Origin of the sequence: Nitrococcus mobilis Nb-231 (assembly GCF_000153205.1) — a bacterium.
In the GTDB taxonomy this organism is placed as follows: domain Bacteria; phylum Pseudomonadota; class Gammaproteobacteria; order Nitrococcales; family Nitrococcaceae; genus Nitrococcus; species Nitrococcus mobilis.
In genome coordinates this window covers 3,029,206-3,044,865 of sequence record NZ_CH672427.1, presented here as the reverse complement: position 1 = coordinate 3,044,865, position 15,660 = coordinate 3,029,206, and the positions used below count along the sequence as shown (strand labels likewise).

General features: G+C 63.7%; 17 protein-coding genes. 11 read left to right on the top strand and 6 right to left on the bottom strand.

What is annotated here, in order from left to right; genetic code table 11:
* The first annotated feature begins 19 nt into the window (after positions 1-19).
* The 5 genes from NB231_RS13825 (at position 20) to NB231_RS17085 (ending at position 1,846) form a co-directional block, all read left to right on the top strand.
* Entirely contained in the window at positions 20-415 is a 396-nt protein-coding gene (locus NB231_RS13825; RefSeq protein WP_005003982.1) for a hypothetical protein, read from the top strand.
* A 771-nt stretch (positions 416-1,186) separates the two neighbouring features.
* A complete protein-coding gene (locus NB231_RS19820; protein ID WP_232210479.1) occupies positions 1,187-1,282 on the top strand; it encodes an AbrB/MazE/SpoVT family DNA-binding domain-containing protein in 96 nt (31 codons plus the stop codon).
* Positions 1,269-1,442 (top strand): hypothetical protein, encoded by a 174-nt coding sequence (locus tag NB231_RS18765; protein ID WP_005003981.1) that lies wholly within the window; start codon positions 1,269-1,271, stop codon positions 1,440-1,442. Before NB231_RS19820 ends, NB231_RS18765 begins: the two co-directional genes overlap by 14 nt.
* The gene (locus NB231_RS18760; RefSeq protein ID WP_005003979.1) at positions 1,439-1,594 is read left to right on the top strand and encodes a PIN domain-containing protein; all 156 of its coding nucleotides are present in this window, start codon (positions 1,439-1,441) and stop codon (positions 1,592-1,594) included. The genes NB231_RS18765 and NB231_RS18760 overlap by 4 nt, the downstream gene beginning before the upstream one ends.
* Positions 1,595-1,660: 66 nt before the next feature.
* A complete protein-coding gene (locus tag NB231_RS17085) occupies positions 1,661-1,846 on the top strand; it encodes a PIN domain-containing protein (RefSeq protein WP_005003976.1) in 186 nt (61 codons plus the stop codon).
* Between the two features lie 36 nt (positions 1,847-1,882).
* On the opposite strand, the gene NB231_RS13815 is transcribed toward NB231_RS17085, so the two are convergent.
* Positions 1,883-3,268 (bottom strand): IS4-like element ISNmo2 family transposase, encoded by a 1,386-nt coding sequence (locus NB231_RS13815; RefSeq protein ID WP_040661712.1) that lies wholly within the window; start codon positions 3,266-3,268, stop codon positions 1,883-1,885.
* A gap of 343 nt (positions 3,269-3,611) precedes the next feature.
* Here NB231_RS13815 and NB231_RS13810 point away from each other — a divergent pair, with 343 nt between their 5' ends.
* The 5 genes from NB231_RS13810 to NB231_RS19790 all read left to right on the top strand — a co-directional run bounded on the left by NB231_RS13810 (position 3,612) and on the right by NB231_RS19790 (position 6,050).
* Positions 3,612-3,905 carry a GIY-YIG nuclease family protein gene (locus tag NB231_RS13810; RefSeq protein WP_040664147.1) on the top strand — a complete coding sequence of 98 codons (294 nt, stop codon included), beginning with the start codon at positions 3,612-3,614 and terminating at the stop codon, positions 3,903-3,905.
* Positions 3,906-4,540: 635 nt separating this feature from the next.
* A complete protein-coding gene (locus NB231_RS19805) occupies positions 4,541-4,783 on the top strand; it encodes a hypothetical protein (RefSeq protein ID WP_050756116.1) in 243 nt (80 codons plus the stop codon).
* A gap of 1 nt (position 4,784) precedes the next feature.
* Positions 4,785-5,051 (top strand): hypothetical protein, encoded by a 267-nt coding sequence (locus tag NB231_RS19800; RefSeq protein WP_005003967.1) that lies wholly within the window; start codon positions 4,785-4,787, stop codon positions 5,049-5,051.
* A gap of 97 nt (positions 5,052-5,148) precedes the next feature.
* Positions 5,149-5,427: a DEAD/DEAH box helicase family protein gene (locus tag NB231_RS19795; RefSeq protein ID WP_005003966.1), complete on the top strand. Its 279-nt coding sequence runs from the start codon at positions 5,149-5,151 to the stop codon at positions 5,425-5,427.
* Positions 5,428-5,552: 125 nt separating this feature from the next.
* A complete protein-coding gene (locus NB231_RS19790; protein ID WP_005003965.1) occupies positions 5,553-6,050 on the top strand; it encodes a type I restriction-modification enzyme R subunit C-terminal domain-containing protein in 498 nt (165 codons plus the stop codon).
* A gap of 208 nt (positions 6,051-6,258) precedes the next feature.
* Here the strand turns inward: NB231_RS19790 and NB231_RS13800 are convergent, their stop codons facing one another.
* The 5 genes from NB231_RS13800 to NB231_RS13780 all read right to left on the bottom strand — a co-directional run bounded on the left by NB231_RS13800 (position 6,259) and on the right by NB231_RS13780 (position 12,320).
* The gene (locus tag NB231_RS13800; protein WP_005003964.1) at positions 6,259-6,915 is read right to left on the bottom strand and encodes a sulfotransferase family 2 domain-containing protein; all 657 of its coding nucleotides are present in this window, start codon (positions 6,913-6,915) and stop codon (positions 6,259-6,261) included.
* Positions 6,916-7,071: 156 nt separating this feature from the next.
* Complete coding sequence (locus NB231_RS13795) at positions 7,072-8,184, bottom strand: glycosyltransferase (protein WP_005003963.1); 1,113 nt, start codon at positions 8,182-8,184, stop codon at positions 7,072-7,074.
* Between the two features lie 7 nt (positions 8,185-8,191).
* Positions 8,192-10,006: an asparagine synthase (glutamine-hydrolyzing) gene (asnB, locus tag NB231_RS13790; protein ID WP_005003961.1), complete on the bottom strand. Its 1,815-nt coding sequence runs from the start codon at positions 10,004-10,006 to the stop codon at positions 8,192-8,194.
* Between the two features lie 15 nt (positions 10,007-10,021).
* The gene (locus NB231_RS13785) at positions 10,022-11,191 is read right to left on the bottom strand and encodes a glycosyltransferase (protein WP_005003958.1); all 1,170 of its coding nucleotides are present in this window, start codon (positions 11,189-11,191) and stop codon (positions 10,022-10,024) included.
* Positions 11,166-12,320 carry a glycosyltransferase gene (locus tag NB231_RS13780; protein WP_005003956.1) on the bottom strand — a complete coding sequence of 385 codons (1,155 nt, stop codon included), beginning with the start codon at positions 12,318-12,320 and terminating at the stop codon, positions 11,166-11,168. The genes NB231_RS13785 and NB231_RS13780 overlap by 26 nt, the downstream gene beginning before the upstream one ends.
* Before the next feature lie 394 nt (positions 12,321-12,714).
* On the opposite strand from NB231_RS13780, the gene NB231_RS13775 reads away from it, so the two are divergent.
* Positions 12,715-15,630: an enoyl-CoA hydratase-related protein gene (locus NB231_RS13775; protein ID WP_005003954.1), complete on the top strand. Its 2,916-nt coding sequence runs from the start codon at positions 12,715-12,717 to the stop codon at positions 15,628-15,630.
* Positions 15,631-15,660 lie beyond the last annotated feature (30 nt).

Sequence of the window (15,660 nt, the reverse complement as noted above, 5' to 3'; positions counted from 1 at the left end):
CAACATCAGGAGGCGATCCATGCCCGGCAACCCGGAAGTCGAGTACACGGAAACTCTGGCAAGCCACCGCCATTACAGCAATCTGCGCTTCACCAGCCTCGGCGTATTCGCGGTGCTGTTCGTCGGCCTGGTTGCGGCAGCGACCGGGGCCGGTGGCGCATTGCCTGATGCAACCGGACTGCGTGGGTATTTTATCTTCCTCTCACTCGTCCTTTCGCTTGTCTTCTGGGCCTTCGAGGAAGGCATTGACGGTTATTTGCGGGCCCTGGGCCAGCGCATCATCGAACTGGAGACAGCGCTGCAATACGCACGCTTTTCGTCGCGCCCGCACTGGGCAAATCAGCTTGCCACTCCCGCCACCCGCGCGCCCTATTTACTGAATGTCTTGTTATCAATTGCGTTTTTATCGCAATGAAGTGTAGAGGGCTGTCGCTTGCCTGCTTGATCGGCCGTATTCTCCGAGTAGTTTCATGGAGCACACCAAATCGCTAGCGCGTGGCGTCTTGCTGGGATTCGGCCTGCTCGCTGTGGCCGGCCCCGCCGCAGCGAGCACCAACCGACACGCCAACACGCTCTGCAACTCTGGACAACGGTCTGCGTGTGGCCATTCGCCACGACCAGCGCGTCGGCGGTCTCCGCTAGAGCTTCCTCGCGCGTATCCCCCTCGGGCAACGCCTCGGGCACATCCGGAAACGAGACGACGAAACCGCCCCTTCCTCCGGTTCGAGATTGACTGGATAGGCGTATCGCATAACACCCTCCCTCATAGACTATCCTTCAGGTCGAGCCCAAGGTGCTTGGCTATAGCGCGTAGGATGCGGTAAGGAACGAACCGCATCCTACGGATCTGCACGGCTCACCCGACGCGGGCTCACCCGATCCACTCCAGGGCCACGGCCAATGCCAGGCGGCTTGGCAAGTGAGGTGCGAGCGCGGCCTGGGATCTCAGAACGAATAACCGAAGCGATCGAGATCGGCGGCGCAATGCCTCGCCAGCAGTGCCCGTGAGCTGGTGCTGTAGTAGTTTCGGAACGAACTCACAGTCGACCGACGGCATTGAGATCAACGGTGCTAACCCAAGTACGATACGAGAAACGGCCACACCGGCCTTAGCGTAAGACGCATTGACTTACAATAAGTAAGTCGCCGCTCTACCCGCCAGCCAACTTGAAGAAAGGCGTGAAATATGGGCCAGGTAACAGGCACCTCTACCGTGAGTGAAAAAGGCCAACTGGTGATCCCCCGGGAAGTGCGCAAGGCCCTGGGACGTGCGGCGCGGTGACCAGCTGACCTGGACCGTCGATGAAAAGGGTGTGGTAACGGTCGCGCTCGCCAAGACTGACCTGAATGAGCTGAAAGGTCGCATCCCGAGTCATGGCAAATCCGTGTCGATTGAGGACATGGAGCAAGCGATTCGTGACGGCGCCGCGAAATCCGGATGAAAGGATTGGATACCAATGCGCTGGTGCGGTTCCTGGTGGATGCGCAAGGCGATCCCGAGCAGCACGAGCAGGCGGCGTCGTACATGCAGGTACAATGCACACCAGAAAGCCCCTGCTACATTTCGATCGTAGCGCTATGCGAGCTGGCCTAGGTACTGGAGCGCAGTTATAAACTCGACCGCGCGGCCATTGCCGATGAGATTGAAGCGCTGCTGGACGTGCGCCAGTTGATCGTCGCCGACCGCGAAGTCGTTCGGCGGGCATTAGCGGACTACCGCCATGGTAACGCGGACTTCCCCGACCATTTGCTCGCTTGGCTTGAGCACGTGGAAGGCTGCGAAGCTACGGCTACGTTCGACCCAAAAGCAGGCCGACAGCCGTTGTTCGAGTACATCGGGCCTTGACCAATCTGGATTCAATGGGGCCAGACTCTAATACTGCTACCTTAACGAATTCGTTGGCCGACGGATGGCTTGGCACGCCGCATGGCGGGGCCTGGTGAGCAAGGGATAGGGCTTAGGGCGTCGTTTGACTGCACGGGGTTGTGGCAGGCGTTTTTGCCGGCCTATTGGGGACAACGCCATCGCCTGCAGCAATGCGGTGGCAAAAGCTTGCAGTGCCTTTCCAGACAGTAGCAACAGCTGGGAGGCGGCGTTGTTGAGCAATTGTAGCGCCGATTTGAAGCTGAGTTGGCGCGGGATTTTCTCGAAGCACTGCGCGGCTCGGTTCAAGTTGGCGCGCACGAGATTGTAGGCCAACAAATGAGCCGCGATCTCTTTTCTGACCCGCTCTGGGCTCTTGCAGCGCAGCCGCTCCATGGCCATATCGGTTTTGATGCTGCGCAGATCCAACTCGATCGTCCAGCGTGAGCGGTAGTGCTCGGCCAGGGCGCGGCGGGGGTAGCGTTTGGGGTTCGATAGGGTGGTGACGTAGACGATGCCGTTGACTGCCAGCTCGCGAATGGTCAGCGTCGGCGGCAGCTTGAGGTAGTCTTGTGCGCTCATCCACACGGGCTTGCGGGGCGGCTTGGCCCATTTAATGAGATGATCCTTGGCGCCGAGTCGCTCGCCGCGGTGCCAATGCGGCTTTCGCTGGGCATGCTTTTGAAAGAGCCCCTGCACCCCGTGGTGGACCAGCAACGCCATGATCGCGTAGGTGCAGTAGTAGCGGTCGGCGAGTAGCAGGTCGCCCGGCTGCAGGGTGTGCAGGAGGGTGCTGAACAAAGAGCTCTCTCCGCTGCCCTTGCCCTGATAAGGGCCGAGGGCATAATCGAGCACAGCACCCGCGCCGAGCGAAATCAGGGCCACGATGCGCACGATGGGAAACCCGAGGCCGGGTTGTTGGTTGCCCTGTTGGGGGAACTCACGCTGATTATCGAGCGTATCGGGCATCAGTGCGGTAGTGCCATCGGCGAGCACCACGCGATGGCCACGCCAACCCCAGGCTGAAGGCGCGCGTTGGTGCAGCGTCTGTCCGCTCTCCCGGACCGCGTTCTCCAAGGGCGCACGGGGCAGGCGTTGGCGGGCTTTGCAATACGGCCCGGTGTTGATGGAATTGGCGCTTTGGCCGCTTTGCAGCCGCTCGGACAGCACCCGCGCCACCGCGTGTTTGCACGAACCGTCCTGACTGAGCACCTGGAAGAGGAAGGCTTTCAATACCACCAAGGGGGTGAATATCCGATCACGCCCGCCGCACGCGCGTTCGGCGAACTGGCTCAACACACGGGTGGATAAAACATCGAAAAACGGCAGTCCGCGCACTTGTAGGAAGGACCTCTTCAAGCGCTGGATTTGCCATGAGCGGGCGCAGCGAATAGAGTTTTTCATGGCTAGGCTCTCGGGATCGGATGGGAGGGTTTTCTCACAATCAATTCTATCCGAAATGCTCCGAGAGCCTAGCCTTTAATAATCACACAACTTCATGATCAATATACAATTGTGGTCGTTAAGGTAGCAGTATTAGAGTCTGACCCTATCGATTGCCAGTCCCGCGCCTTCAACGGGGAGTTGTAGCGCCTGTTTTTGACGCCATCCTGCACAAGCCGTCAGGCGCAGTTTCAGGATCCAGCAGCTCTGGATGCTGCGACTGCGCGCAGCATGACCGAACAGGCCTGTCATCCTGCGCAAGCCGAAGGCGCCGTCGCAGGATCCACAACAAACAGCCAGCATGATGAGCAAGACAGCCTGCGTCTATATTCTGGCAAGCAAAAAAAACGGTACCCTTTACACGGGCGTCACGACTGACCTTCAGCGTCGTGTATACGAACACAAAAAACACTTGGTTGAAGGCTTTACCCGCAAGTACAACGTCACCCGGCTGGTCTGGTTTCAACAGGGCGATGATATTACGGAAGCCATCAGCGTCGAAAAGAAGATCAAGAATCGTCCCAGGAAATGGAAAGTTGCGTTGATCGAAAAGACCAACCCTGGCTGGGCGGATCTCGCGGCTGACTGGGTGAAATAGGTTCTGCCGCTGCGCTCGCTGCGTGCAGAATGAAAGTTGGTTTGCGTCACCCTGCACAAACCACCAGACGCAATTGCAGGATCCATCATCCCTGGATGCTGCGACTGCGCGCAGCATGACGGCCTTCAGTGGCTCCTACTTACGTGTGTGCCAGAGTTTTGGATTCCGGGCCTGGTGCAATACGGCAATAATACTGAAAAATTCCGGCCGTGAAATGTCGAAAACGCCATAGAGAAACCTGCCCAATATGGCTCGGCGAGCTTCCCCGCGTATTCTTCCAAACATCATGGGGTTGTAGCCGAACATGGACGATCCGCGGGCGGCCTGCTTCCACGCCCGCTTCACGCTGGATGCGGTGGTTCACTGGATCTATCGACACGACGCCTCCCCGCGGCTGCCCTACGACTAGAGCCTCGGCGCGCTGCTGCACGAGCCGACGTTTCAGAACCTGTTGCCGCAGGCGGTGTTCCAGAAGACGCGGGTGATCCATAAGGTGGGCAACCAGGCGGTGCATAGCCAGCGTGCCGTGCGCCGGGACGACGCCCTGCAGGTAGTGAAGGAGCTACACCACATCTGCTATTGGCTGGTGCGCACGTACACGCCCGCTGCCTCGCGGCAAGGTGCGGCGTGGCAGGATGCGCGCGTGCCGCCCGCCCCGGACAGCGCCCCGGCGGTGCCGCGCCGGGAGCTGGAGGCGCTCGCTGGAGCAGCAACTGGCCGAGCACAATGCCGGAGCGCTCAAGCGCCAGCACGAGCGGGATGCGCTCGACGCCGAATTGCAGGCGGTGCGCGAACAGCTCGCCGAGGTCCGCACCGCCGGAGCAAAAGCCAGACCCCCACGACTACTCCGAGGCGGAGACTCGCCGTTATCTCATTGACGTGGAGTTGCATCACGCCGGCTGGCCGCTGGATCAGCCCCGCGACCGCGAATACGAGGTCGCCGGGATGCCCACCAACCGGGGCAGCGGCTATGTCGATTTCATGCTGTGGGGCGACGACGGCAAGCCGCTGGCGGTGGTGGAGGCCAAGAAAACCACCGCCGACCCGGCCATGGGCCGGCAGCAGAGGAAGCTCTACGCCGACTGCCTGGAGGCGATGCACGGCCAGCGGCCGGTGATCTTCTACAGCAACGGCTACGCCACTTGACTGTGGGATGATGTGAGCTATCCGCCGCGCCGGGTGGCGGGCTTCCACAAAAAGGACGAGCTGGCGCGCCTGATCCGGCGCCGCCGCCATCGCGCTGGTGGATGTGCTGCAGCGGGCGGGCTGGGTGAAGCGCGCCTTATTCCTCGCCGACCGCATTTCGCTGGTGAACCAGGCCTGCAATGCCTTCAAGGCGCACCTGCCGGAAGCCAGCCCGGTGAATCTGGTCACGGAGAAGGACACCGAAGACCGCGTCTACGGCTGCACCTACCCGACCCTGATGGGGCTCATTGATGAGACCGACGGCGGCGCGGCCCGCTTCGGCGTCGGCCACTTCGATCTCGTCATCATCGACGAGGCGCACCGCTCGGTGTACTAAAAGTACGGCGCGATCTTCCGCTACTTCGACGCGCTGCTGGTGGGCCTGACGGCGACACCACGCGAAAAGCTGGATCGGAACACCTACGAGCTCTTCGAGCTGGAGCTGGGGTGCCCATACCGAAGATGACCGGCGCGCACGACGAGAAGAAGGTCCGGGGCTACCTGTGCAGCCACCTAAGCCATATCGTCATCCAGCGCCTGCGCACCACCCGGCCGCTCACCGAAACCGACCTGCAGGGGCTCGAAAAGGTGCTGACCGAGATCGGCGAGGATGACGGCGCGGCACTGCTATCCGGCCTGCTGACCCGCAGCGGGGCACCCTCGCTTGCACACTTCGTGCGGAGTCTGGGCGGCATGGATCGCGGCGCCGCCCAGGCCGCCTTCTCGCAATACCTCAACGACCGCAGCCTCACCGTCCGGCAGATCCGCTTCATCGAGATGGTAATCGATCAGCTCACGGCGCGAGGCGTGATGGCGGCATCCGCCCTCTACGAGCCCCCTTTCAGCAACCTGCACGCCGGCGGGCCGGATGCGCTCTTCGCCGGGAAGGAGATTGTGATCGAGGGGATCTTCCAGCAGCTCGACACCATCCATTCCGGGTTGGTTGGACAGGCACGGTGACAGGATGCATGAGCCGCAAGCGGTATACGGAGAAGCTCAAGGCCGGTGACGGCACCAGGCTGAGACAACGCTGGGCGGAAGTACTTGATTGTATGTGATCACAAAAGCTGGCCCCGAATACTGGAGATAGACTGGAGATAGATTAGAAGAAGAAATTCGCTCAGCCACCGAAAGAACTTCAGTTCTATTCCATCACGCAACCTGAACCTCAGAACGAATAGCCGAAGCGCTCGAGGTCGGCGGCATAGTGTCTGGTCACCAGCGCCCGGGCCTTGGCGCTGTAATAATCCCGATAGTCTGTGCGCCCCTCGGCTTGACGCAGGCGCGGCAAGGGCGGGTGGCTGAGCCCGATGCGGCGGCAAATCTCGGTGAAATCATCTTCTAGGCGCTCGTAGTGGGCGATGTAGTCGACAATGAGATTGCCTCTTAAATCGACCACGTAATCCGACTGCAGCTCCTGTGAAACATCGAGCAGATCCTCGCGCCCGCGAGCCGGATCGAGCTTGCGCTCGAGGAAGGCCTCGAAGCTCGGCACGCCGTCCAGCAACCGTGGGTGCTCGTGGCGCAGATGGTGGTAGGAACTCACTTGCAGATCCCATGGATTGCGCACCACGGTGAACTTGAACAGCGACTCGTAGAACGCCCTGGGCAGCATCTCTTGCGCAGCGATGGCTTTGGCGTGGCGGGGAAATTTGATCCCGAGGATATGCCGCGGACGGGTCATCTGGCTCAGCAGGTCACACAGCAGCAGCGGACCGCTGTAGGGCCAGCCCCAGCGATAGCGCCGCAATGCGGCACGGATGCTGGTCCCGCCGGTCTTGGCGATGTGGACGAATAGAAATCGATGCGTGTAGGAGATCAGCATATCAACCACAACGTTGCCATGCGGAAGTGGGTTGGCTGGCCGAAAACGCAGACCGCCTGGATGGCGGCCCACGAGCCTACAAGGGTGTATCCACGGCATGTCCCGACAAGCCGCCCCGCTCCCGTTCCCGCTCCGATCAATCGCGCAATCTTACGATCAGAGATCGATACCCAAAACTCGCAGGTACGCCGCCGCGCTCGCCTCGACCGTATAATCGCTCGCCGCCTCTTGCAGGCGTTGCGGCGCGAGTGGGCGCTCCAGCACCGCCGCCATGGCGCGGGCCAGGGCCTCGCTAGCGCCGACCGGCACCAATGGCCCATAGCGTCCATCGGCGAGGATCTCCCGCGGCCCGCTGGGGCAATCGGTCGCCACGACCGGCGTACCCAACGCCAGCGCCTCGGTCAGCGCATTGGGCGAGCCCTCCCAAATTGAAGCGAGCACGAACAAAGCCGCCCGCTGCAAATAAGCATAGGGGTTGGCTACGGCGCCGGGCATCTGCACATCCGCGGCCACTCCAAGCGCTTCGGTCAAAGCCTGCAGCTGCGCGCGCTGCCGCCCCTCCCCCAAGATGAACAAACGACACGGGCGCACGCGGCGCAAGCGCGCGAACGCCCGCATCAGGGTCGGGAAATCTTTCTGCCGGGTCAGCCGGCCAACCCCGAGAACCACCGGGGGCTCACCGTGGCGAAACCACGGGTGATCGAGCGGCTGCCGCGCGCTCGCCCGCAATCCGGCCGTTACCACCGGGTTGTGGATGACCGGTGTCCGCTCGACAGACAATCCGGTAATTCGCCGGATATCCTGCGCCACCCCCTCGGAGACCGCCACCACGGCATCCACCATAGGGTAGCACCAGCGCATGGGCAGATAGCGGCCCTGACGCTTGAGCCGACTTTGCCCCTCCAGTGAAGCCGAGAGGTTCGTGCCCAGGCGTCCGATCAGGCGTGTGGATACCCCTGCCAGGCGGCGTGCCAAGGCGGCGCTGCGAATAGCACGGTCCTTGGCGACCAGCATTGCCGCGGGGCGGTGCCGGCGCAGGTAGCGCGCCAACGCCGGCACCGCAAGCGTGCTATGGCGTACGCCCAGATCCACGTGTGTCACGCCGGCCGGCAAGTGGTTCAATGCGGCCCTGGGCTCACCCAGCGCCAGCAGATCCACCCGGCAGCCGCGGGCAGCGAAGCCTTCGAGTAAATTCATCATCATGCGCTCCACGCCCCCCTGACCGGAGAAGGAGCACATGACAGCCAGCCGCCGGCCTTGGGATTCCATAGGCACCTTAGGACAAGAGCTCGAATGGATCGACATGAAACCCGGGATCGTGCCCTTCTCCATCAAGCAGGAGCCGATGCCACAAGGCGAATTGCACCAAGGCGAAGCCGGGCCGCCCGAGCTGCCCCCGGGCGGCATCACGTGCCAGCAGCGCCGCCACGCCCCGGGGCCGAAACCACCCGCGCACGGCCGGGTGCGCCGGCAGCCTGCGCTGGAGCCAATCGAGATGGCCATCAAAGCAACGACGCACCGGCACGTGAAAGCCCCGCTTCGGCGCATGGAGAACCGTACGATCAACCAGCCGCTCGGCCCAGCGCTTGAGAAAATACTTACCTTGCGAGCCTTGCACTTTGAGCCGGTCGGGCAGCGCCAGACCGAACTCGACGATCCGATGATCGACCAGCGGCAAACGCCCTTCCACCCCGCAGGCCATGAGCATGCGGTCGGCTTTCACCAAGAGATTGTCGGGCAAGGCCGTCGTAAGGTCGACGTACTGCATGCGCTGCAGATCGGACCAGTGGCTCGGCGCCGCCTGCCAGGCCTCCATGAACGGTCGGCGCGCCTCTTGGCGCACCGCCCACAGCGCCGTGCCGAGCAGTCCGCCGACCGCGCGGCCGCGCAGCATGGCCGAGGTTCGAAATCCCCCTGTACCGCGGTAACGCATGGCCTTGAGCCAGCGCTCCAGGCGGTTGACCCGATAGCGTCCGTAGCCGGCGAACACTTCGTCGCCGCCCTCACCCGAGAACACCACCTTGAGTTCCCGAGCGGCCCGCCTGGCCAGATACAACACCGGCAGATTCGCGTAATCGCGCATCAGATCGTCGCTTGCCCAAACGGCGCGCGGCAGCAGCCCGAGTAAGACTTCCTTGGAGGGTGCATAACCGTGGTGACGGCTGCCGTAGCGCCGGGCGATGCACGCCGCGTCGGGCAATTCGTTCACCATCCCCGGCGCATCGAAACCCACCGAGTAGGTCGCAATCGGCCGATCTTGCAACCGACTCAGCATCGCCAGCAGTACCGAAGAGTCCACACCGCCGGAGAGAAACAGCCCAAACGGGACATCCGAGCGCATGTGCTCGGTCATGACCTGCACGAACAATTCATCGAAGCGGCGGCTTGCCTCGGCAAAACTCGTCTCGCTGGTAGCTACCTCGGTGGCCGACCAGTAGTGGCGACGTTGCGATATTCGCCCCGCCTCGATCACCACCAGCTCGCCGGGACACACCCGCTCCACACCCGCCAGGATGGTGCGCGGGCCGCTGCTGAATTGGTTTTGCAGGTACTGGATCAGCGCGACCGGATCCACCTCCGGGCGCTTGCCAAGCAGGGGCAGCAACCCTTTCAGCTCGGAGGCAAATGCGACGCCAGCGGCGGCGCAGCCCAAATAGAGCGGCTTGAGACCGAGGCGATCGCGCGCCAATATCAGCCGATCGCGGACTCGATCGTAGAGGGCAAAGGCGAACATTCCGTGCAAATGCCGGACGAACTCCAGGCCATATTCCGCATAGGCATGCAGGATGGTCTCGACATCCGAGCGCGTAGTGAACCGATGGCCGACCGCCTGCAGCCGCTGGCGCAGTTCGACGAAGTTGTATATTTCGCCGTTGGCGACCAGTTGCAGCGCCCCATCCTGGCTGGCCATAGGCTGTTGGCCGCCGGCAAGATCGATGACCGAGAGCCGGCGATGGGCAAGACCGACTCGGGCGCCACACCAGAAACCCTGGGCGTCCGGGCCGCGATGGCCCAGCCGGCGGGCCGCTTGCGAGAGCGCTTCGGGATTCGGCTCGCCGCTGCGTAGATAAACCCCCGCGATGCCGCACATCACCCCATCCCTTATTCAGCCGTCGAAGCGCTTAGTCGTGCCCTGCCCAACCAAGCCAAGGATTTTTGCATAGGCGGTCGCGCTGGCCGCCACCGTGTACGGCTGCGCCGCCCGTTGCAACTGCGCGGGCGGCGCCGGCGCATCCAGCGCTCGCTCTAGCGCCGCAGCGAGTGCGGCGTCGTCGCCGACCGGTACCAGGGCGCCGTAGCGGCCGCCCTGGAGAATCTCCGCCGGACCGCTGGGACAGTCCGTCGCGACAACCGGCGTTCCCAAACTGAGCGCTTCGGCCAAAACGATGCCAAATCCCTCCAGGGTGGAGGTTAAGGCGAACACGGCGGCGCGGGCCATATAGGGATACGGGTTCGGTATGAAACCGGGCAGATCCAGGCTTTCGGCAACGCCGAGTTCAGCGGCCAACTGCATCAGATTGTCACGCTTACGGCCCTCGCCCAAAATGACCAGCCGGGCCTCACGACGGCCGCGCACGCGGGCAAAAGCGCGCACCAGGGTAGCGAAATCCTTCCTCGGCGCAAGCTCGCCCGCCGCGAGGATAACCGGCGCACGGGCGTCTTGGAACCAGGGATGGCGAAGCTCCTCCGCCGCCCGGGCCGCCAGCTCGGGCCTGACCACCGGATTGGGAAGCACCGTGATCCGCTGGGGCGACAATCGGGCGAGCGTCGCTAAATCGTCCGCTGCGCCTCTCGACGGGACGATCACCGCGTCCGCCTTTGGGTAGAGCCAGCGGATCCAAACCCGCTCCAGCCAGGGATCCAGCCCCCCGCGCTGGGCCAGATCGTGGCTCACGGTGGTGCCAATGCGGACCACAAGCCGAGTTTCGCTGCGTGCCAGACGGCGTGCCCACAGCGCCACCCGATTGACCCGGTACTTGTCAGCCAGCAATGCCCGGGGGCGAACCCGACGCAAATAACGAACCAGGGCGAGCAAGCTGGTATCGACGTGTACGGCTCCCAGCCGAACTTCCCGGACCCCTGCTGGCAGAGTTGCCAGGTAAGGGCCGTGCCGATCGATACGCAGCAGATCGATTCGCAAACCCTGCTCTGCGAGCGCGGGCAGAAGGTTGGTGATAATGCGATCCATGCCACTGTGACCGGAGGTGGCCACAAAGATGGCCAAATCCGTAACGCCTGGTTCGTCCCGGTCAAGCGTGGCGCAGTCCGAGCGCATCCAAATACTCCCGGCTGCTGTGCGCCAAGGTGTAGCGGCGCACAGCCTGACGCAGCCGCTCGGCCGACGGTGGGCTAGTCAGGGTTCGGTCCATGGCCCGGGCCAAGGCGATCGGATCGTCGACATCGACGAGTTCGCCATAGCGCCCCCCGTCCAGGATCTCGCGAGGGCCGCTCGGACAATCCGTGGCCACCACCGGCGTACCCACCGCCATGGCTTCGGTGAGCACGTTGGGCGAGCCTTCCCAATGAGAGGAGAGCACGAACAGCGCTGCTCGCGCCATGTAAGCGTATGGGTTGTCGACGAAGCCCGGCAAGCTGACATCCTCGGTGATCCCCAAGCGCTCGGCGAGACGACCAAGCCGCGCGCGTTGCCGCCCTTCCCCCAGAATGATCAGCCGGCAGGGCCGCTGCCGACGCAGGCTTGCGAAGGCGCGCAGCAAAAGGGGGAAGTTCTTCTGCCGGCGCAGCCCCCCGGCACCGAGCACTACCGGCCACTGCCGCTGTTCCGCCAGCCACGGGTGAGGCGCGCTCGCCTGTGCGAGCGCCAACAGCTCGGGCGTAACCACGGGGTTATGGGGAACATGGATGGCTTGCCGGGCGAGCCCGGTGATCCGGGCCAAATCGTCGGCCACACCGTGCGAGACACAAATCACGCAATCGGCCTGAGTATAGAGCCGGCGCACTCGGTATCGCTCGAGCCAACGGCGCAGCGGGTTTTTTCCACGTACCGCCAGCCGGGCGGATAGGTTCGTGCCGGTGCGCAGCGCGACGCGAGTGGCAACGCCCGCTGCTGAGCGCGCCTTGACCGCCAATCGGTCATCGGCACTTTTGGCCGATAGCAAAATCTCCGGAGCGTTGGTGCGCAAATAGGCGACGAGAGCCCCAAGCAAGCCCCCTTCCCGGTCCGCCTGGAGCTCGATAAGGCGTACCCGGCTGGGCAACGTGGACAAATAAGGCAGATTCGCCTGTTTCACCAGAAAATCTACCCGTATATTGCATTCGGTCAGCCCACGGGCGATGTTGACGAGCATGCGCTCGACCCCGCCATCGCCGAAATCGGTAAGCAGGACGGCGAGCTGAGGCGGATACCGGCTCGAGCCGTGCGCTTCGCTGGCGAGCGCCCCCACGGATCAGGACCGCCTCGTCGTTAGGAAATCGTTCATATGCTATGAGCCCACCTGCTCAAGTGCGTTTCAGTATGTCATGCCCCGATACACACCCACCGTGGCCGCCAACAGCACGATCGTCCAGACTGCGAAACCAAGCAGCATCCATATGGGCACGGTCATTGATGAATCCGTCATGCATCGTGGCCACGGTGACGCGGCTGCCCGGGCATTGTATTACTAGCGGCCGCCACCTGCAGAGCGGACTTCGCCGCCCCGCTCTTCTGAGCCAGTCGCTAAAGGGTTAGGATCAATTCAGCACCATGGCGCCGAGCGGCGCACATTCTGGGCTTTGCAACGAATCGCCGGACAGACCGGCCCCGCGCCGCACGCAACCGAACACAGGAGACGCCCCATGCCACAGCCGGTCTTCGAGGATGAGCAATATTTACGCGTGCGCTACGATCGCGTGCCCGCGAGTCAGGGCGCCTTGATCGCCACCGTGCTGCTGCACCACCCGCCGGTCAACGCTCTCTCGAGCCGGGTCTTGGAGGCGCTTGCCAGGGTCTTCGAGCACCTCGAGCATCACGAGGAGGTCAGAGCCGTGGTACTCAGCGCCCGCGCGGCCGGTTCCTTCAGCGCCGGCGCCGATATCCGCGAGCTGCTGGGGGGGATCAATGAGCCGGCCGCGGCGCGGGCACTGGCCGCCAAGGCCCATGCGCTGCTCGCCGGTATCGAGGCCATGGATAAACCCGTGATCGCCGCCATCGACGGTCCCGCTCTGGGCGGGGGCTGCGAGCTGGTCATGGCTTGCCACTTCCGGATCGGCAATGCGCGCACCCGCATGGGCCAACCCGAGATCAACCTCTTTCTACCGCCCGCATTTGGTGGCACCCAACGCCTACCGCGCTTGGTGGAGGCCGCGCTCGCAGAGCCCCTTACCAGCCTGCCGATCGCGCTTGGCTGGCTGCTCTGCGGGCGCCCAATCCGAGCCGACATTGCCAAGGACGGAGGGCTGCTCGACGAAGTGGTCACCGGATCGACCGATGTGCTCAGCCGTGCCCGGTTGCTCGCCGCCCAATGCGCTCGCGGCACTCAAAACCCGGTCGCCGAGACGATGGGCTTTCGCCGCCAACAGCGGGCGCAGTGGGACGCTCCCGAAGTCGTGGACTGGCCGGAGATCGAACAGGATCCATATCTGCAGCAGTGCCTGGCGCAAGCCCGTTACGCGGGCCGCGGCCAGGTGGCCGAGGCCATTGCCGAGCTGGTCAAAACGGGGCTCGAAGAGGGAATCGAAGTGGGACTCGCCGCCGAGGTGGATGCTTTCACTCGGTTCGTCTTGGACCCCGAGCATGGCGGCAAAAAAGGCATTCGGCTGTTCCTGGACAAGTGCTCACCGGCCCTGCCCCTGCGGCGCCGGCCGCAGTTCAGCGCCGCAGAGCTCGAGCGCCTGGAGGACGAATACTGGCTCTTACCCATCGGCAGCCCCTTCGTACCGGGGGTGACGCCGTTGCCGCAGATGCAATACGCCTGGGCCGTAGTGAAGGATCCCGCCACCGGGGAGCCCGAGCATGGCGCCCCCAAGGAGAAGGAAACAGAGATCGTGCTGGAGGTCCCGCAACCCAAGCCCAACGAAGCGCTGCTCTATGTCCTCGCCTCGGAGCTCGACCGCACCGACGTCTCGGCCATCACCGGTCTGCCCTTCAGCGTCTTCGACCTGCACGATGAGGATGAGCATGTCACCGGCTCGGGCGGTCTGGGATTGGTGGCCGAGCTGGGCGAGGCGGTTCAGGCCGAGGGCCGCCTGCAGGTGGGTGAGTTGGTAGCCATCTACCCCGGCCGCCGCGAGCTGCTCGATCCGCAGGCCGGCGCGGAGCCAATGATGAGCCGGTTCATCCACCAGGGCTACGAAACACCTGATGGCGCCCATCAGCAATTCATGCTCGTGCAGGGCCCGCAATGCCTCCCCCTACCCGCCGGAGTGCCGCTCGAGGCGGCGGGCAGCTTCCTGATCGCGGCAGGCACGGCCTACCGCGGCCTCATCAACGCCCTCAAAATTCAACCCGGCCAGCGGATGCTGGTAGAGGACACCGGCTGCGATGCCGGTCGCTGGGCGGTCAAGCTGGGCCTCGCCCGCGGCGTCAAAACCACCAGCCTGGTCTCGAGCGAAGCGCACGCCGCGGCCGTGCGCGAGCTCGGAGCGGGCGCCATCAACCGCGAGACAGAGGATCTCGCGGGCTGCTTCACCCAGGTTCCCGTCGATCCGAGCCGCTGGACCGAATGGCAGACGCAGGGCGAGACATGGCTTGCCGCCGTACGGAGCGCAAACGATCAAGTGTTAGTCGACTGTGCCGTCTGCCATGCCGGCGCACCGGGTTTCGCCCGCGGCTTCCAGGCCCTCGCCGAAGGCGGCACTCTGGCCTTGCAGGGCGCCGCTGCGGACGAGCTTATGACGTTTCTGGGTAAGCCCGGCACGGCCGAGCCGGCGGACATGCTGCAGCGAGCCGGGCTGCGCCCCGGCGAAACCGTGGTGGTCTACTACGGCATGACGGGCGAAGAAGACGACGATACCACCGGACAAAATCTGCTGGCGGCCGCCCAGGCCGCCCGGGCCCGGCTCGCCGTGATAACGCGCACGCAGGCCCAGCAGGATCATGTGCGGGCGCTGGAACTCGGCGATGCGCTTGTGGGCGTTCTTTCCATCGAGGCGCTGGAACAACGCGCGCCCAAATTCCTCTGGGGCGAGGCCCCGCTGGAGCTACCGGATAGCCGCACGGACAGCGCGGGTTGCAAGGCCGCGCTGCGAGCATTCACCGAGCGAACCGTCAAACCCTTGGCGGGAGCGCTTGGCCAGCTGCTACGGCAGTGCAACGTCCCTTCCGGCGTACCCGACCTCATCATCGAACGCGCCCGCCAAGATACCCTCGCGCTCTCCACCCTACTCGTGCCCCCCCATACCGGCCGGATCGTCTACTGCGAGGATATGGCGCAGCGGCGTTACAGCTTCTATGCTCCAGCGGTAGGCAAGGGCCAGCGGCGCATTCTCATGCCGGGCGCTCGCATTGTTGGCACCCATCTGTGCAACGCCGCCGAGGCCGATGCGGTGCGCCGTCTGGTCGAAGCAGGGATCATCGAGGTTCCTACGGTTCATCTGTTCGACTGGCACGAATGCCCCACGGCCCATCAAGCGGTCTGGGAGGATCGACTAAGCTCAGCCACCGGTGGCACCGGCAAGGCCATGTTGAATCACGCCCTGCCGGGCACGGGTCTGAAAAACGCGGACGAGCTCGCGATACGCTGGGGCGACCAAAAAGTGCAACGCGGCCGCTGAAATTCAGTCTAATTGATTAAAATGACGCCC

What these genes read in the sequence shown, in the direction of transcription:
- NB231_RS13825 (WP_005003982.1), top strand. Translation starts at nt 20, where the DNA reads ATGCCCGGCAACCCGGAAGTCGAGTACACGGAAACTCTGGCAAGCCAC.
- NB231_RS19820 (WP_232210479.1), top strand. Translation starts at nt 1,187, where the DNA reads ATGGGCCAGGTAACAGGCACCTCTACCGTGAGTGAAAAAGGCCAACTG.
- NB231_RS18760 (WP_005003979.1), top strand. Translation starts at nt 1,439, where the DNA reads ATGAAAGGATTGGATACCAATGCGCTGGTGCGGTTCCTGGTGGATGCG.
- NB231_RS13815 (WP_040661712.1), bottom strand. Translation starts at nt 3,268, where the DNA reads ATGAAAAACTCTATTCGCTGCGCCCGCTCATGGCAAATCCAGCGCTTG.
- NB231_RS13810 (WP_040664147.1), top strand. Translation starts at nt 3,612, where the DNA reads ATGAGCAAGACAGCCTGCGTCTATATTCTGGCAAGCAAAAAAAACGGT.
- NB231_RS19805 (WP_050756116.1), top strand. Translation starts at nt 4,541, where the DNA reads ATGCGCGCGTGCCGCCCGCCCCGGACAGCGCCCCGGCGGTGCCGCGCC.
- NB231_RS19790 (WP_005003965.1), top strand. Translation starts at nt 5,553, where the DNA reads ATGACCGGCGCGCACGACGAGAAGAAGGTCCGGGGCTACCTGTGCAGC.
- NB231_RS13800 (WP_005003964.1), bottom strand. Translation starts at nt 6,915, where the DNA reads ATGCTGATCTCCTACACGCATCGATTTCTATTCGTCCACATCGCCAAG.
- NB231_RS13795 (WP_005003963.1), bottom strand. Translation starts at nt 8,184, where the DNA reads ATGGAATCCCAAGGCCGGCGGCTGGCTGTCATGTGCTCCTTCTCCGGT.
- asnB (WP_005003961.1), bottom strand. Translation starts at nt 10,006, where the DNA reads ATGTGCGGCATCGCGGGGGTTTATCTACGCAGCGGCGAGCCGAATCCC.
- NB231_RS13785 (WP_005003958.1), bottom strand. Translation starts at nt 11,191, where the DNA reads ATGCGCTCGGACTGCGCCACGCTTGACCGGGACGAACCAGGCGTTACG.
- NB231_RS13775 (WP_005003954.1), top strand. Translation starts at nt 12,715, where the DNA reads ATGCCACAGCCGGTCTTCGAGGATGAGCAATATTTACGCGTGCGCTAC.